13 protein-coding genes and 2 pseudogenes are annotated in these 18344 nt (G+C 64.4%); 9 read left to right on the forward strand and 6 right to left on the reverse strand.

Annotated elements, in window-relative coordinates; all coding sequences use genetic code 11:
• The 9 genes and pseudogenes from WCE05_RS07535 to WCE05_RS07575 form a co-directional block, all read left to right on the forward strand.
• Nucleotides 1-456, forward strand: a pseudogene (locus WCE05_RS07535) (hypothetical protein); the annotation flags it as partial.
• 36 nt (nucleotides 457-492) lie between these two features.
• Nucleotides 493-1506 (forward strand): HAD family hydrolase, encoded by a 1014-nt coding sequence (locus WCE05_RS07540; RefSeq protein WP_368815675.1) that lies wholly within the window; start codon nucleotides 493-495, stop codon nucleotides 1504-1506.
• Between the two features lie 101 nt (nucleotides 1507-1607).
• Nucleotides 1608-3185 (forward strand): arylsulfatase, encoded by a 1578-nt coding sequence (locus tag WCE05_RS07545; RefSeq protein ID WP_225787777.1) that lies wholly within the window; start codon nucleotides 1608-1610, stop codon nucleotides 3183-3185.
• Between the two features lie 166 nt (nucleotides 3186-3351).
• On the forward strand, nucleotides 3352-5826 hold the full coding sequence (locus tag WCE05_RS07550; protein ID WP_368815676.1) for a fused MFS/spermidine synthase: 2475 nt from the start codon (nucleotides 3352-3354) through the stop codon (nucleotides 5824-5826).
• On the forward strand, nucleotides 5823-6413 hold the full coding sequence (locus WCE05_RS07555; RefSeq protein ID WP_368815677.1) for a paraquat-inducible protein A: 591 nt from the start codon (nucleotides 5823-5825) through the stop codon (nucleotides 6411-6413). The genes WCE05_RS07550 and WCE05_RS07555 overlap by 4 nt, the downstream gene beginning before the upstream one ends.
• Entirely contained in the window at nucleotides 6410-7036 is a 627-nt protein-coding gene (locus WCE05_RS07560) for a paraquat-inducible protein A (RefSeq protein WP_225787780.1), read from the forward strand. The genes WCE05_RS07555 and WCE05_RS07560 overlap by 4 nt, the downstream gene beginning before the upstream one ends.
• Nucleotides 7037-8671 (forward strand): intermembrane transport protein PqiB, encoded by a 1635-nt coding sequence (locus WCE05_RS07565; protein ID WP_368815678.1) that lies wholly within the window; start codon nucleotides 7037-7039, stop codon nucleotides 8669-8671.
• An 18-nt stretch (nucleotides 8672-8689) separates the two neighbouring features.
• On the forward strand, nucleotides 8690-9247 hold the full coding sequence (locus tag WCE05_RS07570; RefSeq protein WP_368815679.1) for a membrane integrity-associated transporter subunit PqiC: 558 nt from the start codon (nucleotides 8690-8692) through the stop codon (nucleotides 9245-9247).
• Nucleotides 9248-9275: 28 nt separating this feature from the next.
• Complete coding sequence (locus WCE05_RS07575) at nucleotides 9276-11183, forward strand: diguanylate cyclase (RefSeq protein ID WP_368815680.1); 1908 nt, start codon at nucleotides 9276-9278, stop codon at nucleotides 11181-11183.
• A 54-nt stretch (nucleotides 11184-11237) separates the two neighbouring features.
• Here the strand turns inward: WCE05_RS07575 and WCE05_RS07580 are convergent, their stop codons facing one another.
• The 6 genes and pseudogenes from WCE05_RS07580 to phnX all read right to left on the reverse strand — a co-directional run bounded on the left by WCE05_RS07580 (nucleotide 11238) and on the right by phnX (nucleotide 18305).
• Nucleotides 11238-11606, reverse strand: coding sequence for a hypothetical protein (locus tag WCE05_RS07580; RefSeq protein WP_253102610.1), 369 nt, complete (start codon nucleotides 11604-11606; stop codon nucleotides 11238-11240).
• 46 nt (nucleotides 11607-11652) lie between these two features.
• Nucleotides 11653-13050, reverse strand: a complete 1398-nt coding sequence (locus WCE05_RS07585; RefSeq protein WP_368815681.1) for a TULIP family P47-like protein — start codon at nucleotides 13048-13050, stop codon at nucleotides 11653-11655.
• A gap of 31 nt (nucleotides 13051-13081) precedes the next feature.
• Nucleotides 13082-15256 carry a TULIP family P47-like protein gene (locus WCE05_RS07590; RefSeq protein WP_225787786.1) on the reverse strand — a complete coding sequence of 725 codons (2175 nt, stop codon included), beginning with the start codon at nucleotides 15254-15256 and terminating at the stop codon, nucleotides 13082-13084.
• A 64-nt stretch (nucleotides 15257-15320) separates the two neighbouring features.
• Nucleotides 15321-16673 (reverse strand): TULIP family P47-like protein, encoded by a 1353-nt coding sequence (locus tag WCE05_RS07595; protein ID WP_225787787.1) that lies wholly within the window; start codon nucleotides 16671-16673, stop codon nucleotides 15321-15323.
• A gap of 441 nt (nucleotides 16674-17114) precedes the next feature.
• A pseudogene (locus WCE05_RS07600) lies at nucleotides 17115-17260 on the reverse strand (LysR family transcriptional regulator); the annotation flags it as partial.
• Between the two features lie 217 nt (nucleotides 17261-17477).
• Entirely contained in the window at nucleotides 17478-18305 is an 828-nt protein-coding gene (gene phnX / locus WCE05_RS07605) for a phosphonoacetaldehyde hydrolase (protein WP_253101494.1), read from the reverse strand.
• Nucleotides 18306-18344 lie beyond the last annotated feature (39 nt).

Below are 18344 nucleotides of genomic sequence, written 5' to 3' on the forward strand. Positions count from 1 at the left end.
GCCCGGGTACAGGTGGCCGGCCATTGGCTGCTCATCGTTACCGCAGCGCTGGTGGTGGGGGTGATAGGGTACCTGGGGCGGGGTTGGAGCCAAATGCCAAGGGACGCCTGGAGGCGCTGGCGCGCGCGGCGCAGGCAGGCCTGGCTCGCCTCGGCCGCCTACGCCTGGCGGCAGGTGCCGGGCCAGCTCGCCCAGCAACCGCCGCAGTTGGGCGCGCTGTACCTGTGGCTCAGGCGCGCGACGGGTTGTCGTGAAATGAGTACGGGCCTGGGCGCACTTCCCGTTGCTGTCAGTAAATGTTTGCTAGCGTTTCTGAGGGCGCGCTATGGCGTTTCGCCTCAGGACACGACGACGGCAAGCCAACTGATGGAGACGTTACCAGCGCTGCGACGTGCGGTCGACGAGCACACCCGGCCCGCGTCACCCCGACACGGCCTGAAGAGGCTCAACCCCTGACTTCGGCCCATTGCCTGCATTCATCAAGGAAGTCATATGCATCTGAACGCTGTTTCCCGCCCAGGGCGCTGGTTGTTCACACTTTTGCTGATCCTGCCGTTGCTGGCCCAGGCAGCGGATGCCTTGCCCTCCTGGAACGCCAGTGCATCCCGTGACGCGATCGTGGCCTTCGTCGAGGCGGTGACCGACGAGAAGGGCAAGGACTACGTGCCAGTGGCCGAGCGAATCGCCGTGTTCGACAATGACGGCACCTTGTGGAGCGAGCAGCCGATGTATTTCCAGGTGCTGTTCGCCCTGGCCGAGGTCAAGCGCCTGGCGCCGCAGCACCCGGAATGGAAAACCCAGCAACCGTTCAAGGCCGTGCTGGAGGATGACCAGAAGACCCTGGCGGCCAGTGGCATGCAAGGCCTGATGCAGATCGTCACGGCCACCCATACCGGCATCAGCACCGACACCTTCAGCCAGAACGCCCGCCGCTGGCTGGCCAGCAGCAAGCACCCGCGCAGCCAAAAACCCTACACCGAGATGGTCTTCCAGCCCATGTTGGAGTTGCTGGCGTACCTGCGCGCCAATGGCTTCAAGACCTACATCGTCTCTGGCGGTGAAGTGGCCTTCATGCGCACCTTCGCCGAAGAGGTCTATGGCATTCCCCCTGAACAGGTGATCGGGACCACCTTCGCCACGCGCTTCCAGGACCAGGATGGGACGTTGTCGATCCAGCGCCTGGCCCAGCTCACCCACAACGACGACGGCCCCGGCAAGCCGGAGAGCATCGAGGCCTACATCGGTCGTCGGCCGATCCTGGCGTTCGGCAACTCCGACGGCGACCTGCAGATGCTGCAGTGGACCATGGCTGGGGAAGGGCGGCGCCTGGCGGGGCTGGTACACCACACCGATGCCCAGCGGGAATGGGCCTACGACCGGCAGAGCCAGGTCGGTCGGCTGGACAAGGCGCTTGACCAAGCCCGGGACAAGGGCTGGGTGATCGTGGACATGGCCAAGGCGTGGAAACAGGTCTACCCCTTCGACCAGGACGCGAGCCAACACTGATAGATAGCCACAGGGAGTGCTGCGAGAGGTCCGTGCAGGCGTCGTCTCTCGATGCACAGGCAGTCGTGGATACGACAAGCAACCAGAACGGAGAAGCACCAATGAAACGCACAGGAAGGTGGTTATCGCAGTTCGCACTGGCGGCGACGGCGATAGTGGGATGCTCGATGGCCACGGCCGCGGACAAGCCGAACATCCTGGTGATATTCGGCGATGACATCGGCCAGACCAATATCAGTGCGTATTCGCACGGAGTGGTCGGCTACAAGACGCCGAACATCGACCGTATCGCCAAGGAAGGGCTGATGTTCACCGACTACTACGCCGAGAACAGCTGCACGGCGGGGCGCTCTACCTTCATCACCGGCCAGTCTGCCTTGCGCACCGGGCTGTCCAAGGTCGGCATGCCGGGCGTCAAGGTCGGCCTGCAGGATCGCGACGTGACCATCGCCCAGGCGCTCAAGGCACTGGGGTACGCCACGGGTCAATTCGGCAAGAACCACCTGGGTGATCGGGACGAATACCTGCCGACCAACCACGGCTTCGATGAGTTCTTCGGCAACCTCTACCACCTCAACGCCGAGGAGGAGCCCGAGCGCCCGTATTGGCCCAAGGACCCCAACGACCCCTTCGTCAAGGCCGCTTCGCCGCGTGGGGTGATCCGCTCCACCGCCGACGGCAAGATCGAGGACACCGGCGCGCTGAACAGCAAGCGCATGGAAACCATCGATGACGATACCACCCAGGCGGCCATCAACTTCATCGACAAGCAGGCCAAGGCCGACAAACCGTTCTTCGTGTGGATGAACACCACACGCATGCATGCCTTCACCCATGTACGCGAGTCGATGCAAGGGCAGAGTGGCATGGTAGGCAACGAATATGCCGACGGCATGCTCGAACACGACGGTGACGTCGGCAAGCTGCTCAAGACGTTGGACGACCTGAAGCTTACCGACAACACCATCGTCGTCTACACCACCGACAACGGGCCGAACCAGTGGTCGTGGCCGGATGCGGCGACCACGCCGTTTCGCAACGAGAAGAACTCCAACTGGGAGGGCGCCTACCGGGTGCCGGCCATGGTGCGCTGGCCGGGCAAGATCAAGGCGGGCGAAGTGACCACCCAGATGTTCTCCGGCCTGGACTGGTTCCCTACCTTGTTGGCGGCAGCTGGCAGTGCGGACATCAAGGAACGCTTGCTCAAAGGGGCTGATGTCGGTGGCAAGAACTTCAAGGTGCACCTGGACGGCTATAACCAGCTGGACTTCCTGACAGGCAAGACCGACAAGAGCGCACGCGAGGAATTCTATTATTTCAGCGACGATGGAGACCTGGTCGCCATGCGCTTCAAGGACTGGAAGCTGGTGTTCTGCGAACAGCGCGCCCCGGGTGGTTTCAAGGTCTGGAGCGAGCCGTTCACATGCCTGCGGGTACCGAAGCTGTTCCATCTGCGCATGGATCCATATGAGCGGGCAGACGTGGTGTCGGACCAGTACTACGACTGGCTCGCCAAGAACGACTACCTGATTTTCGAGGGCACCCGCAGGGCTGCCGCCTTCCTGCAGACCTTCGTCGACTATCCCCCCAGCCAGCGTCCGGCGAGCTTCAGCATCGACCAGATCCGTGCCGACGTAGACCGGCAGATCGAGGCCAAGATGAAGCAAGGCGCCAAATAAGCGCCGACTGGAAGCGGACGCAGGCCAGCGCCTGCGCCCGTCCCCTGGCCTGCGGCAGTCTTCCTGGCGCAGGCCTCCTTTCGTTCGATAAGGCTTTGCCATGTCATCAGCCGCCAGTCAGTCCCGTTCGCGCCCCCGTCGCGCGGTAGTCCAGGCAACCTCGGCCATGGCACGTTCCCAGCTGTCGATCACCGCGTTGCTGATGTTCCTTTCCGGCGGTGCGGCCCTGGTCTACCAGGTGCTCTGGGTCAAACAACTGTCCTTGGTGGTGGGGGTGGAGGTGTATGCCGTCACCACGGCCATCAGTGCTTTTTTCGCCGGCCTGGCGCTGGGGGGCCTGGCGTTCGGTCGGTGGGCCGACCGTCTGCGCCGTCCGGTCCTGTTGTATGCCGGGCTGGAGGTGTTGGTCGCGGTCCTCGGGGTCGCCGCAACCCTGGGGCTTGGCGCTGCCGCGGGCCTCTTCGCCCGGCTGGAGGCCAGCCTGGGGCCGCTGGCCTGGGTGCTGCCTTTCGTGCTGGTCGGCCTGCCGGCGTTCTTCATGGGCGGTACCCTGCCAGTGCTGGTGCGCGCCCTGTCCCCGGTCGAGGGCGAGCTCGGCCGGGCAGGTGGCGGCCTGTATGCCGCCAATACCGCGGGCGCCATCGCCGGTACCCTGGCGGCGGCGTTCGTGCTGTTGCCAACGCTCGGTGTGCTGGCCAGTGCCTATGCCGCCGCATTGCTGAACGTGCTGGCTGCTGTCGCCGCGCTGTGGGTAGCCCGCGCGCCCGTCGAACCGGCACACCAGGCCACTGCGGCCACCACCGCACGCAGTGCCTCGGCACGCCTGGCCATCGGCCTGTATTGCCTGGCCGGCGGGGTGGCGCTGGGGTACGAAGTGATCTGGACGCAGTCGATCGTGCAGTTCATGAGCACGCGGGCCTTCGCCTTCGCCGTGGTGCTGGCCACCTATCTCTGCGGCCTCGTGCTCGGTAGCGCCTTGTATGCGCGGCATGCGGACCGTATTCGCGACCCCTGGGGCGTGTTCGGCCTGCTGATCGCCAGTGCGGGGCTGCTGGCGATTCTCCAGGTCGCCGGGCTGGGGCAGTGGCTGGTCGGCGCGCAGAGCCTGGCCGAGCGCTGGGTGCTGACCCTCGGTGGCAGCGAACTGGCGGGCATGTCCGCACGCTTCGCCGTCGCGGCGCTCAGCGTGGTGTTCCTGCCCACGACCTTGCTGGGCGCGGCGTTTCCCCTGGCCTTGCGCCTGGCGGTAGACAGTGCCCATGTCGGCCGCGATGTGGGGATCGTGGTTGCCCTCAACACCCTGGGTGGCATCCTTGGCGTGATGCTGACAGGGTTCCTGCTGGTACCAGGGCTGGGCCTGGTGCGTGGCCTGGCGTTGCTCGCCGTGCTGGCTGCCGCCATTGGCGGTGTGGCGGTATGGCGAGGGACGCAGGTCAGCCGCCGGATGCGCGTGGGGGTGCTGCTCGTCGGCATCGCGACCCTTGCCTGTGGCCTGTTGACGTCGCCCCGGCACCTGGCGCAATTGATGCCTGCCACCCGCAGCGGGCAACTGAGCTTCTATGAGGAGGGGCGGGGCGGCACGGTGGCGGTGGTACAGCAAGGCAAGGGGCAACGGCAGTTCAGCCGCCTGTACATCCAGGGCGTGTCCAATACCGGCGATGCCATGCCGTCGCTGCGCTACATGCGCCTGCAGGCGTTGCTGCCGTTGTTGATTCACCGCGGCGAGCCCCGCTCGGCGTTGGTCATCGGTTTCGGTACCGGCATCACCGCCGGTGCCATGCTGCGCTACCGCGACGTGCAGCACCCGGTGGTGGCCGAGTTGCTGCCCGAGGTGCTGAGGGCCGCGCCACACTTTCGTGGGACCTTCGAGGCCATCGACGATCCACGCCTGGACATTCGCCTGCGCGACGGCCGCCGTGAGCTGCTGCGCAGCGAGGCCCGCTACGACATGATCACCCTGGAGCCGCCGCCACCTTCGGCTGCCGGGGTGGTCAACCTGTATTCGCGCGACTTCTACCGCTTGGCCGCCAGCCGCCTGAACGAGCATGGCGTGGTTGCCCAGTGGTTGCCGTTGCCGACACAGAACGACGAGGACAGCCGCTCGCTGGTGCGCAGCTTCATCGACGTGTTTCCCCATGCCTCGCTGTGGACCACGGAGTTTCACGAGATGCTGCTGGTGGGCTCCCTGCAGCCGTTGCAACTGGACGTAGCGCGCATCCAGCAGCGCTTTTCGCAGCCCGAGGTGGCTGCCGTGCTGGGCGAGGTGGGCATCGACTCGGCGGCCGCGCTGCTGGCGACCTGGATCACCGATCGCCAAGGGCTACAGACCTATGCCGGCGATGCACCGGCGGTAACGGATGACCAGCCACGCATCGAGTACGCCCCGTGGGTCCGTGCCAAGGAGATCACCCGGGTACTGCCCGAGCTGCTGGCATTGCGCCGTGAGCCGCCCTTGGTCAACGTGCAGCCGTCGTTTCGCGCCCAGGTCAACGCGCAATGGGCGAGCTTGCGGCGTTTCTACGGCGTGGGCCTGCACGCCTACCGTGGCGAGCGCCAGGCCTGGGCACGGGAGGTGAGGACCGTGGTTCGCGAGGATGGCAGCAACCCTTACTACCGCTGGTTCATCGGTGACCCGCGATGAAGCAGGACGTGATCATCTGCGAGTACTGCGACGCGGTGTATCAGCGCACGCCGCTGGCCCGCCACCAGCGCGCCGTGTGCGTACGTTGCGCGGGCGTGCTGGAGCGCCATGGCGCCTTGTCCGTGCAGCAACGCCTGGCCCTGGGCGTGACCGGCGCGGTGCTCCTGGCGTTCGCCCATCTCTACCCTGTCATGACCATCAACATGCAGGGCCTGAGCAATAGCGCGACGCTCTGGGACTCGGTGCTGATCCTCAGCCGCGGCAGCATCACCCTCATCGCCCTGGTGGTGGCGCTGGCCATCATCATCGCGCCAGTGATGCAGGTGGGCTTGCTGATCTGGGTACTGGCCTTCGCCTTGTGCCAACGCCGCGCGCCGGCCTTTGCCTGGTGCATGCGGGGGCTGGAGGCGCTGCGGCCCTGGAGCATGCTGGAGGTCTGCCTGCTGGGCGCCCTGGTGGCCGTGATCAAGCTCGCGGGCCTGCTCGATGTGATCCCGGGCATCGGCCTGTTGGCCATGGCCGCGCTCAGCGTCCTGTTGATCTATATCGCCGGGCGCGACATCCGCCAGCTCTGGGAGCAGGTATGAGCGTGCCGCCCACCGCCGCCGAACTGAAGCTGTGCCTGTGCCATGGCTGCGGCCATGCCAGCGACCTGACCCGCCACCCGCATCGCTGCGAGCGCTGCGCCGCGCCCCTGCATGCGCGCAAGACACAGGCCGTCACCCGTACCTGGGCCTACCTGCTCACGGCGCTGGTGTTCTACATCCCGGCCAACCTGCTGCCGGTGATGCATACCGAGATGCTCGGCCAGGGCACCGACAGCACCATCGGTGGCGGTGTACTGGAGTTCTGGGAGAGCGGGGCCTGGGACATCGCCTTGATCATCTTCATCGCCAGCATCGGCGTGCCGGCGATCAAGTTCATCGCCTTGCTGATGTTGCTGGTCACGGTGCAGCGGCGCAGCGACTGGGCATGCCGGCAACGCACCAAGCTCTACCGCTTCGTGGAACTGATCGGCTACTGGTCGATGCTCGATGTGCTGGTGGTCGCGCTGGTCGCGGCCCTGGTGCAGATGCGCGAGCTGGGCACCATCGAACCACGCGCCGGCATCCTGTTCTTCGGCCTGGTCGTGGTGTTCACCATGCTCTCGGCCATGAGTTTCGACCCGCGTCTCATCTGGGACAGCGCTTCACACAAGGAGGACGCCTGAATGGTGCAAGACAGCGAGCGGCAACCGGCCGCGGCACAGGTGCAGAGCAGGCGCTGGAACGTGTCCCTGGTCTGGATCGTCCCGATCATCGCGCTGTTGATCGGCGCCTCCCTGGTGGTGCGCAGCTGGATGCAGGAAGGGCCGGTGATCACCATTTCCTTCAAGACGGGCGAGGGGCTGGTGGCGCACAAGACACAGGTCAAGTACCGCAGCGTGGTGATCGGTGAAGTGGCCTCGGTGGAACTGGCCGAAGACAAGAAAAGCGTGCTGGCCACCGTGCGACTGTCCAAGGAGGCCGAGTCGTTCGCCACCGAGGGCGCCCAGTACTGGGTCGTCAGGCCGCGCATCGGGGCGGGCGGTGTCACCGGTGTCGATACCTTGCTCTCGGGCAACTTCATCGGCGCCGATGCTGGCCAGTCCACGACGCCGGCCAAGGCGTTCACCGGGCTGGAGTCGCCGCCGCCGATCACCTATGGCGAGAAGGGCAAGCGCTTCACGCTGCATGCCCAGGACCTGGGTTCGCTCGACATCGGCTCGCCGATCTACTTTCGCAAGATCCCCGTCGGGCAGGTGGTGTCCTACGCCTTGCAGGAGGATGGCAAGGGGGTGGACATCGGCATCTTCATCGAAGCGCCCAACGATGCCTTCGTCACCCGCAACACGCGCTTCTGGAATGCCAGCGGGATCGACCTCGACCTCGGCGCCAATGGCTTGAGGGTCAATACCGAATCGCTGTCGTCGATCCTGGTCGGCGGGTTGGTCTTCGGTGAGCCCGAGTCGGCCACCGGGGCTGCGCTGGCCGAAGACCAGCAGGCGTTCGAACTGTATGCCGATCGCGATAGCGCCCTGGCACCGCCTACGGGCAAGGCATTGCCGCTGCGCCTGCGCTTCGACCAGTCCATGCGCGGCCTGGCCGTTGGCGCGCCGGTGGAGTTCATGGGGGTGGCGTTCGGCAAGGTCACGGCGGTCGAGCTCGACTTCGACGAACAGAAACAGAGCTTCCCAGTCATGGTGGACGCGGTGGTCTACCCGCAGCGCCTGGGGCCTGTCTACCTGAAGATGTTCGGGGCGCTCAAGCGAGCGCCAGGGGACGAGGAGGCCGGCAGCCAGCTGATCGGCAGTTTTGTCGCGCATGGCCTACGGGCGCAGGCGCGCACGGGTAACCTGCTCACGGGCCAGTTGTATGTATCCCTGGACTTCTACCCCGACGCACAGAAAGTCGCCTTCGATGCTTCGGCACGCCCCCTGTGGATTCCCACGGTGCCCGGCAGCCTGGACAAACTGCAGGAGCAACTGCAGCAGATGGTCGCGCGCCTGAGCAAACTGCCCATCGAACGCATCGCCAACGACCTGGACGGCAACTTGCGCGAGCTGAAGACCAGCCTCAAGCAGTTCAACACGCAGACCCTGCCTGATGTCAGCCAGACCCTGGAAGCGCTGCGTGGCACGTTGCAGACCGCCAATGCCGCGCTGTCAGAGGGGTCTCCGCAGCGCGAGAGAATGAACGACACCCTCAACGAACTGGAGCGCATGTCGCGTTCGCTGCGTGACCTGTCCGACTACCTGGGCAGGCACCCCGAATCGCTGATACGCGGGCGGCCCAAGGCCGTCGATGCCGATGGCCTGCGGCCTTGAACCAAGGAGTGAACCCCTATGCACAAGCTGGCAAAACAGCTATTGGCCGCCGGGCTGGTCGCGACCTTGCAAGGTTGCAGCAGCGCCCCCATCCACTACCACACCTTGGTGCCGGCGCAGCCTGCCGAGCGGCCGGCGGGCGTCGATATCGCGATCCAGCAGGTCACCCTGCCGCCCCAGGTCGATCGTTCGCAACTGGTCATACGCCAGGGCGACAGTGGGCTGGTGATCCTGGAGACCGAATGGTGGGGGGCCAACCTGGTCGACGAGTTCCGCAGCGCCCTGCAGGACCAGCTAGGAATGCCGACCGGGGCGGCTGGCCGGGCGACCTTGCGCGTGGAGGTGCAGCGCTTCGACTCGATCCCGGGGCAGCACGCCTTGCTCGATGTGAACTGGCGGCTGGGATACGGCACGCCGCACAGCCAACTGTCCTGCCACAGCACCTTGCAAAGCAGGGCGGACAACAGCATCTCCGGGTTGGTCGCGGCGCACCAGGACAACCTGCGCAGGTTCGCCCGCATGGTCGCACAGGCCAGCGCCGCCGGCACGACGCGCTGCCCAGCGCCGGCCCTCTAGTGGCTGGCCTTTGCCGCTGGAGCGCTCGATGACGCTACGCAAGCGACTGTTCTGGCTTTTCGCGCCACCGCTGGTGGTGGTCCTGCTGGCGATCCATGGGCTGGCGCACACGCTGATCCTGGGCCGTCTGGACCATGAGGATGAGCAACTGCTGGTGGCCGAAGCCACGCATATCCGGGCCTTGGTGGGCAACCTGCTCGAACGCGACCATGACCGCCTGCGTAATTTCGTGCTCTCCTTGGCGCCTTCGGCAGCGGCAGGCGACATCCTGCCGCTACCCTCCGCCAGCTTGAGCCGGATGAACTTCGACTTCCTGATCCACCTGGATACGGCAGGGCAGGTGAGCGCCGCCCAGTGGCAACCCGTGCAGGCCCTCGACCTGGCGACCTTGGGCACGGCGCCTGTGCGCAGCACCCAGGCCTTGCGCGACGATATCCTCGCCCTGGCGCAGCGCCTGGAGCGTGATGGAACGGCCCGGCAAGTGCCGGGGCGGCTGGTTGCGGTACAAGGCGTACCGATGATCCTGGTCGGCATGCAGACGCCACCACCGGCCTCAGGTACCCTGTTCGCCGGCCACTTCCTCGACAGTGAACGCACCACGGCCTTGCAGCGGCAACTCGAAGGCGTCCTACGGCTGCTCGCGCCCGAGCGGACGCCGCCACACTGGGCCCCGCTCGAAGGAAACGAAGACATCGCCATCAGCCCGCGCCAGGTCCTCGATGCCGACCGGCAGCGCATCTTCCTGCAGTTCGACCGTCGTCCGGACGAACCGCAGTTGGTGCTGGAGCTGCCCCGCGAGCGGCACCTGTACGTCGAGGGGCGCAAGCAGATCGATCTTTTCCTCGGCCTGTCGGCGCTGGTCGCGCTGCTGGCCTGGTTGCTGACCTACCTGGGCCTGGACGTTGTCCTGCTGCGCCGCATCTCGAGGATGCACCAGGAGCTGCTGCACATTGGACCTGAGTCCGCCGGCCGTCGCCTCAGCGACCGCGGCACGGATGAACTGGGCCTGCTCGGGCAAGAGACCAACCACATGCTCGATCGCCTGGAGCGCAGCGAAGCACGGGACCGGGCGATCCTCCAGGCCATGCAGGAAGGCTATTTCGAACTGGACGGCCAAGGCCATATCCTGGCCATCAACCCGGCCCTGGCCACGCTGCTCGGCCTCTCGCCAGAAGCCGTGATCGGCCAGCCGGCCAGCCGATGGCTGGAGACATGCACCGAACAACGGCTCGGCGCGCTGGTCGAGGCGCACTCGGCGGGGGACGCACCACTGCTGCATGGGCGCCTGCACCGGGCCGACGGTAGCCTGGGGTACTACGAAACGCACGTCTCGCCCATCTTCGATGGCCAGGGCCGGCCCAGCGGCTATCGCGGCATCCTGCACGACGTCAGTGGCCATGTCGAATACCAGAACCAGCTCTTCGACCTGGCCTATCGCGATGCCCTGACCGGGCTCGGCAACCGCAAGGCCTTCTACGAGCACCTCACGCGCAACCTGGCCGACGGGAAGGGTAGCCTGGCGCTGCTGTTCATCGACCTGGACCGTTTCAAGCAGGTCAACGACCGCTTCGGGCACGATATCGGCGACAGCCTGCTGGTGCAGATGGCCAACCGCCTGCGCGAGGCCGTGCGCAAGCCGGACCGTGCCTATCGCCTGGGCGGCGACGAGTTCACGCTGATCCTGCCCGGCACCGGCGCAAGCGATGCCCAGCGCCTTGCCGAGCGCTTGTTGCAGGTATTGGGGGCACCTGTGCAGATCGAGACGCAGACCATCGATTTCGTTACCCCGAGCATCGGCGTCGCGCTCCACCCCTTGCATGCCCATGATCCCGACACCTTGGTCAAGGCGGCCGACCAGGCCATGTACCAAGCCAAGCGTCAGCGCAACCGGGTGTGCCTGTTCACGGCCGACGTCGAACCCGAGCCCGGGCCGTGACAGGGCGTTCAGGACATCGCTGGAAACCGGGGCGCGAAGCGGCCCCATGGCATTTCACCTCGGCGCCGGTTTCCTGTTCGCGAACAGCTTCGGTAACGCGGCGAGCTCGTCGAAGAACGTCTGCGGCAGGTCGGGAATCGCCTGTTTCAGCGCCCCGACGGGGTCCTCCATGAAATACTCCATGCGTGAGGCATCGCCCCCCAGCCAGGCGAAGAAGCGCTGTTCATTCGCGGTCATCGCCTGGATCAGGCGCTCTACCGTGTTCGCTGCCGCGGCGTCGGTTTCCGCGAGCTTGCCGATGAGCGGATGATTCGCCCCGGTTACCGGCGCCCGTGGGCTTCGGGAAGAGAAGGTGACGTAGTGCTCGCCTGCGGCGCTGTCTTTGAGGCGGTACTTCACGAAGTGGGTCGACTGGCTTGCCATGGCAGGCCTCCTGTTGTTCCGTGTGTGTCGGTAGGTGCCACGTGGGCTAGACGAACAGCGGATCACCGCCCAGTTGCAAGGATATGTTCGGATGGACGTAGTCGAGCTTGAACGAGCCGCTGCCCGTCCACTTGATCGGGTCGACGGCATTGACCATGAGCAGGTCCACGGCAGGGGAGGTGTCCTTGTTGACCGATTCGATGGCCGCCGTGGCGATTTGCGATGCCCCCAGCAACAGCCCGATCACCAGGCCGCCCAAGACGATCGATGCGCCGTCGGTGAGCGGGGCGCAGATCAGCGACACCAGACCGATGATGATCGACAGGATGATCTCGGTGACGATCACGCCAGGGTCCTGGTGGACGGCGTACTGCTGGTCCGTGGGTTGGGTCTGGATGAAGGTGATGGTCTGCCCATTGTTCGACGTTCCGAGGTCGAGGGTGTACCAGTTGGTGGCTGTCGTCTCGGAGGTCACGCCGAAGGTGATGTAGGTGCTGGTGGTACTGGTGACGGTGAACGTCTCGCCATCGGTCTCTACCGTGAGCGCGGTGAGCTTCGGGTAGTAGGTCGAGCCATCATGCGCGATCGGCGGCATGTCGACGGACACACCTTGCACCAGGTAGAGGCGGGTCTTGTCGTCGCTCATCAGGAAGTTGTCGTCGGTCAGCCCCGGGTAGGCGACCATGATCGCCGGACGCACCAGGTCGTAGAGGGTGCGTTCCTGGGAGACCAGGAACCCGGCTTCACTGCCCCCGGGAATCGCCGACGGCGATATCTGTTCGCTCAGGGATTCACCGTTGCGGTCCCCAGTCATGGTGAGCACGCCCAGCACGCTGTCCTCGAGGGTGTTGCCGTCGAGGTAGGCGTAGCTGGTGTAGTTGGGTGTCACGAACCCCCATTGTTGCTGGTCGATCATCCGGTTGAGGTCGACCACCGAGAAGATGTGGTTGAACGCCCCCAGGTTGCCGTTGACCCAGTCCAGCAGCGCCTGGCCAAAGACGGCGCTGGTGACGGTGCCAGGGTCGGGCGACAGGGTGACCTGGCCGACCAGGGCGGCCACGGGTGTCGAGGGGTCGTCCGACGTGGTTTTCACCACCAGCGCAACCGGGTTGCAGGGGACATCGCCCGCTGCATCATGGGGAATGTAATGAAGGTTGATCTCGATGACCGCCGTGCCCGTCTCGCAGGTCACACGCTGGCCGTTGCTGTAGTCGACCACGATCCCGGTCATGGGGATGGAAAAACGCACGTTCTTGCCATCCCCACCCCTGCAGATCTGCCAGTCACAGAAGTTCGCCGAGACCGTGTAGGCATCCGCCGCCGTGACCGTGAACCCGGGCGGTGACGACTTCTGGTCGACAATGGTCTGGTTGACGTCCGGAATCGGGATGGCGAAGGCGGTATCCCAATTGTAGGTGTAGACCCCCTCGTTGCTGGTCGTCATGACGCCTCTCCTGTTCCGTACGCCGTTGCCTTCACTTGGTTTTCAGGCCGATCTGCAGCGAGTCGGCCAGCCACGCCGAGGTCAGGTCATAGCCAGTGACGCCGGGGAAGGTGTACGGCTCGATGGCATCGTTGGCGAACTCATCGAAGCCGGGCACATTGTCCCATTCGTTGTTGTACACCGCCGCCATGATCGCCGAGACGGCGATCTCGATACCGGAAGCGGCCGCCACGGCACCGGTGATGCCGCCAAACACCTTCCAGCGGGTGGAGTTGAAGGCATTCTTGATGCGGGTCATTCGGCCGGCGGTCTGCTCGGCGCCATTGGCCAGGGCATCCTTCTCGTTGGCGAGGTTCTGCTCCTCTGCTTCATCGCTGCCACTGAGCTCTTCGACGAAGGTGGTTTCGTTGATGACCGCGCTGCCTTCCTCGACGCTCTCGACCGTCACTTCCGCCGCACTGGCCAGGCCGTCGACGATCGGGCCGAGCACGGCGACCAGGGCCAGGCTGGCGGTGACCGCCCCCATCACGATCTCGAAGGTGATTTCCGCCTGGGTCTTGGTGACATCGACGGTCATGTTGCGCACCGATTGGGTGAAATTGAAGATCTGCTTGGTCGCCCCCGTCGACGTGGTGACCGTCTTCAGGCCCAGGTTGACCTGCTCGGTGTAGTTGATGTGCACGTCGTACTGCCAGCTTTGCGAATAGGTCAGGTCGATGAATTTGATCTCGAGGAAGCTGTGCTCCAGGTTCATCTCGAACTGCCCGGCGGCGATGGTGACCTGGGTCGCGGTATAGAACTCGAGCTGGCCGTCGTTGAGGTCGACGATGTACTCCGAGCCGTTGCCGCTGAGGAACCACTGGCTGCCGGCGACATTGACCTTGACGGTATCGCCGCGCAGGTCAGGGTTGTAGTAATAGCCACCTTCGCCATCGGAGTGCTTGAAGGCATCGACCAGCCCCTGGGGCAGCGAGCCGCTGTCCAGCTCGGCGGAGTAGCCGTTGTCGGCGGTGGTGGCGTCGGGGTCGTCCTCCATCTTGAAGTAGCCGTAGGTCAGCGCGTTGACGTTCTGGATGGACAGCCCATCGTTGAATATCGAGAAATCCTCGTCGCTGGCATCGTCGAACAGGATCTTGGCGCCGCCGAGCATCATGTTCTTCATGAAGTTCTGCCCGCTGATCAGCAACCCCACGTTGGCGCCATTCGCATCGCTACCGGTGGGAATGGCATTGGGCGATACCTGGTGGTTCGCGCCGGGTCGGTTGTTCTGGACCATGGTCAGCACCCCCATCACCGAGCTGGTCATGGTCTGCTCGTCGATGACGGCATAGCTGGTGGCCGTCGGGTCGATCCAGGTGTAGCTGGGCGATTGATCGAGCTGGGGGGTGAGGTCGATGACCGAGAAAACGAAGTTGAAATAGCTGATGTTGCTGTTGAACCACTCGCTCAGCAGCTCAGGGAGCACCGCGTTGCCGATGCTGCCGGCATTTGGCGGATTCAGCACGTTCATCACCACGACGGCTGGCGTTGCACCGGCTTCCTTGCTCAGGGCGCGAAGCTGGGTGGCGAAGGACTTGGTGTACTGGTACACGGACAGGAACTGGTTCTGGTCCTTGTCCTGGCTGAAGAACAGGTAATAGAAGGTGTTGTCGGCGGCGGCGATCAACCAGGCGGCGCCCTGATGGACCGTCGAGAGCTTCGACTCGCTGGTGATGGTGACGCCGTTGGCGGCGAAGTCGGCAATGAGGGCCGCATCGACGATGTCGTTGTCGAGGTCGGCGACGATGGCCGCCACCCCGCTGTTGATCACGAAGGACTTCTGGTCGGGGTCGGGGATCCAGTCCATGTTGATCTGGATGATTGCACTCATGCCCAGCCCGTCCAGCGGATAGCTGTTGGCGCCAGCCTGGTAGACACCGCTGGCGATCGGCACGCTCATGTTGATGTTCTTGCCGTCACCGCCGATGGTCAGCTGCCAGGGGTCGAGGCTGGCCTGGATCTGGTAGGACGGGTCGTCGCTGGCGGCCTGGGTGAGGGTCTTAGCGCGGCTGTCGACGCTGCCCCAGTTGTCGGTGAGGGCCGTATTGGTGGTGTCGAAATGCAGGGCCACCACCGTATCCCAGTCGTAGGTATCGGCCGTTGGACGGGTGGCGATTTCTGATACGGGCACAGGGGCGAGCGATGTGTTGTCGGTGGGGGTGGCCATTGGCTGTTCCTCCTGGGTGGATCGATTTCCCGGCCTGCACACCCGCGCCGGGCACCTGGAACGCTCAGGAAAGGTTTCCACGGAAGTAGAGGGCACCGTCGAGCCCACCGTCGGTCAGGGCGAACGATTGACCGTTGGCCTGCCAGTCGAGCAGGTCGGTGACGTTGACCGCATGGTTGCCGAGGGTGGATTGCACCGCGCCATTGATGTTCGACATGCCGACGTCGTTGACCTGGTCGCCGAAGCCGTTGACGGCGTCGGTGATGTCGGCGATCAGGCCGACCAGCGTCAGGCCCAGCCCCACCAGGATGATGTAGTCGTACCAGGGGATGTCCTGATCGTGGGTGGTCGTCGGGTTCGGGTCTTGCCGGAAGGTCATGCTGCCGCTTGCAACGTCCAGCGACAGTGGGTTGACCGTATGGGCACTCCAGCTGTAGGAGGCATCGGGGAGGTCGGCCAGGCCGAACAGGAAGGTCAGGGGGCCGCCGCCTGCGGAGGAGGTCTGCAATCCGTCCCCGGCATCGGAGGGCCATAGGGAGAAGCTGTTGGTGTTGATCGCGTCGCCACCAACCTGAACGGTGAAGGCGCCACTGTTGGAAATCAGCGAATGCTGGTTCGATTGGCTGACGGAAAAGGTCCCACCCGGGAAGGTGGCCTGGACACCAGGCAATAGCGTGTTCTTGAAAAAGGCGCTCTGCGAGATGAGGGCCACGGCGTTGGCGCCCGGCACCAGGGCCGTCGAATCGAAGGCGGGTGTGGGTGGGAACGGTGAGTCGTCGAGCATGGACAGGAAGCAGAGTGCCTCGATGTTGCCCGAGGCGATGTAGTACTGCCACTTGTACGGGCGCAGCCAGGTCGTCGCGCCGGCAGGCACCGGGACGACGCCGGCGAATACATACTGCAGGTTGCCCCGGTTCTCGTAGAAGGCCGCCTGGATAATCTGCTTGAGCATACCGATGGCGGCACTGGTCAAGGTGCCGGAAGGGTCGGTGACCGTCAGTATCGCAACGTAGCCGGGATCGTTGGGCGTCGCGTCTTGGGTGGGCGAGAACACCAGCTGGGTCAGCGACCCTTCACCGTCGAGTGCCTGCTGGTTGCCAGGGCCCATCCAGCCCAGCGTTATCTCCAGCAGCAGGGAGACACCGGCCATGTTCCATTCGCCGTTGACACCGGGGAGATTGGAGATGCTCAGGCTGCCATCCTTGATGGGCACGTTGAGCTTCATCAGGCTGTTCTGGCCGCCGTCGGCCATGCTCCATACATCCAGGTGGACATCGAGCGTGGTGATGGCCCCGGTCATGGGGTCGTGGTCGGTGTAGGCGACGGGCATCGCGACGGATGCCAGGTTCCTGCGTAGGATGTCGTTGACTTTGTCCTGGCTCAACGCATAGGAATAATCATATTGATAGGTGTCCATAAGAGCATCCCTGTCTCTCCTGCTCCTTGTTGTTTCGCCCACTCGCTGAATAACAGCGAGTGGTATTTCAGGCTAGTCGCTTTCTTGTGCGGGTCAACGCGCTTCAATAATAAAAATGAAGCAGGCGAGGGCGGTATTGGGTTCGAGGCGGCAGGGTATGACGATATTGCGAGGGCCTTGCAAGGCCTGGGCGCGATATGAGGGTTGGGCTTGACGCTTGTTAAAACAAGGCATTGAGCAGAGCAAGGGCATCGGAAGGAAACCCCGGAACTTGATATTTGATGAGGCCAAGTAAGATGTCCACTTATGAAGAATGTGAACATCAATGACATCATCTATTCGGATATAATTGGCTCGTCGTTTCAGGCCGATATATAAAACCTGAATCATCAGATGTCGATCAATTGATTTCTCTATGATGGCTTATGCAGCACACGCCCGGGCACGACCGAGGGCACGGAGATGGTGTCCATCGCCGGCTGTAGCTTACGAAGGATCGTCAAGGCTCGCAGGGTTGGTTCGTAGACCCTGCCGTTGCGTACCATCCGCGGGTCGCCGAACAGCTCCCGCAGGCGCGCCAACGCAGCGCAGCCGGTTGCCCGAGATCGGAGAACCACGGAGAGGGTGAATAAAGCTGCTTCGTCGTCCAGGACAAAGGGGCTGGCCAGCCTATTGCGAATAACGATAGCGAGCGCGTGCCATTCGAGGGAGTCTGCGAACCGACTTCAAACTGACGCAACGCTCGGGAAAGCGGCGCTCCCCAGGGGGAAAGCGCCGCGTTTCAAGCCTTTTGGGGCGGGAAAACTAACAGCCTTGCGGCATCTCGCCCTGTGCCAGGCGGGCGTTGATGTCGGCGATCACCGCTGGAAGCTCGGCGATGGTGTCGATCAGGTAGTGCGGGCGTGAGCCTTCGAACATCTGGCCGATGCGCTGGCGCTCCTGCTCCAGCGTGTCTGCCGGCAGCGCCTTGTATTGCTCGTAGGTCAGGCCCAGGGCATTGCCTGAACACGTCAGCGCAACGGTCCACATGCCAGCACGGCGGCCTTCGAGGATGCCCGGCCAGGTGTCGTCGACCTTCACGCAGGCGGCGACGTCATCGATGCCAAGGGCAATCACATTGGCCAACGCCTGCGCGGGATGCGGACGGCCGTTGGGGACTTCATCGGTGGCTACCACATGGTCGGCGACGTAGCCGTTGCGCTCGGCCAGGGCGACGACCTTCTCCATCACCACCGCCGGGTAGCCGGAGCAGGACCCAATCTTCAGGCCGCTCTTGCGCAGGGTGGCGATGGCCTCCAACGCACCGGGGATCAGCGCGGAGTGCTCGGCGATCTTCTCGATCTGCAGCGGCATGAAGCGCTCGTAGATGGCGGTGACGTCATCATCCGTGGGCAGGCGGCCGAAGGCGGCGCGGTAGCGCTCGCCAATGGCCGGAATGTCGCACAGGGTGCGGATGTGGTCCCATTTGCCCATGCCCATCGGGCCGCGTGCCTCTTCCAGGCTGACCTGCACGCCGAACTCGGCGAAGGCCTCGACGAAGATCTGGGTCGGCGCGAACGAGCCGAAATCGACCACGGTGCCGGCCCAGTCGAGAATGGCGGCTTGCAGTTGCTGGGGTTGCTGGTAGTGCATGGCAGTACTCCGATGAAGGGAATTGCAGGGTGAGCGCAG

The sequence above is a fragment of the Pseudomonas sp. I2 genome (assembly GCF_040984075.1).
In the GTDB taxonomy this organism is placed as follows: domain Bacteria; phylum Pseudomonadota; class Gammaproteobacteria; order Pseudomonadales; family Pseudomonadaceae; genus Aquipseudomonas; species Aquipseudomonas guariconensis_B.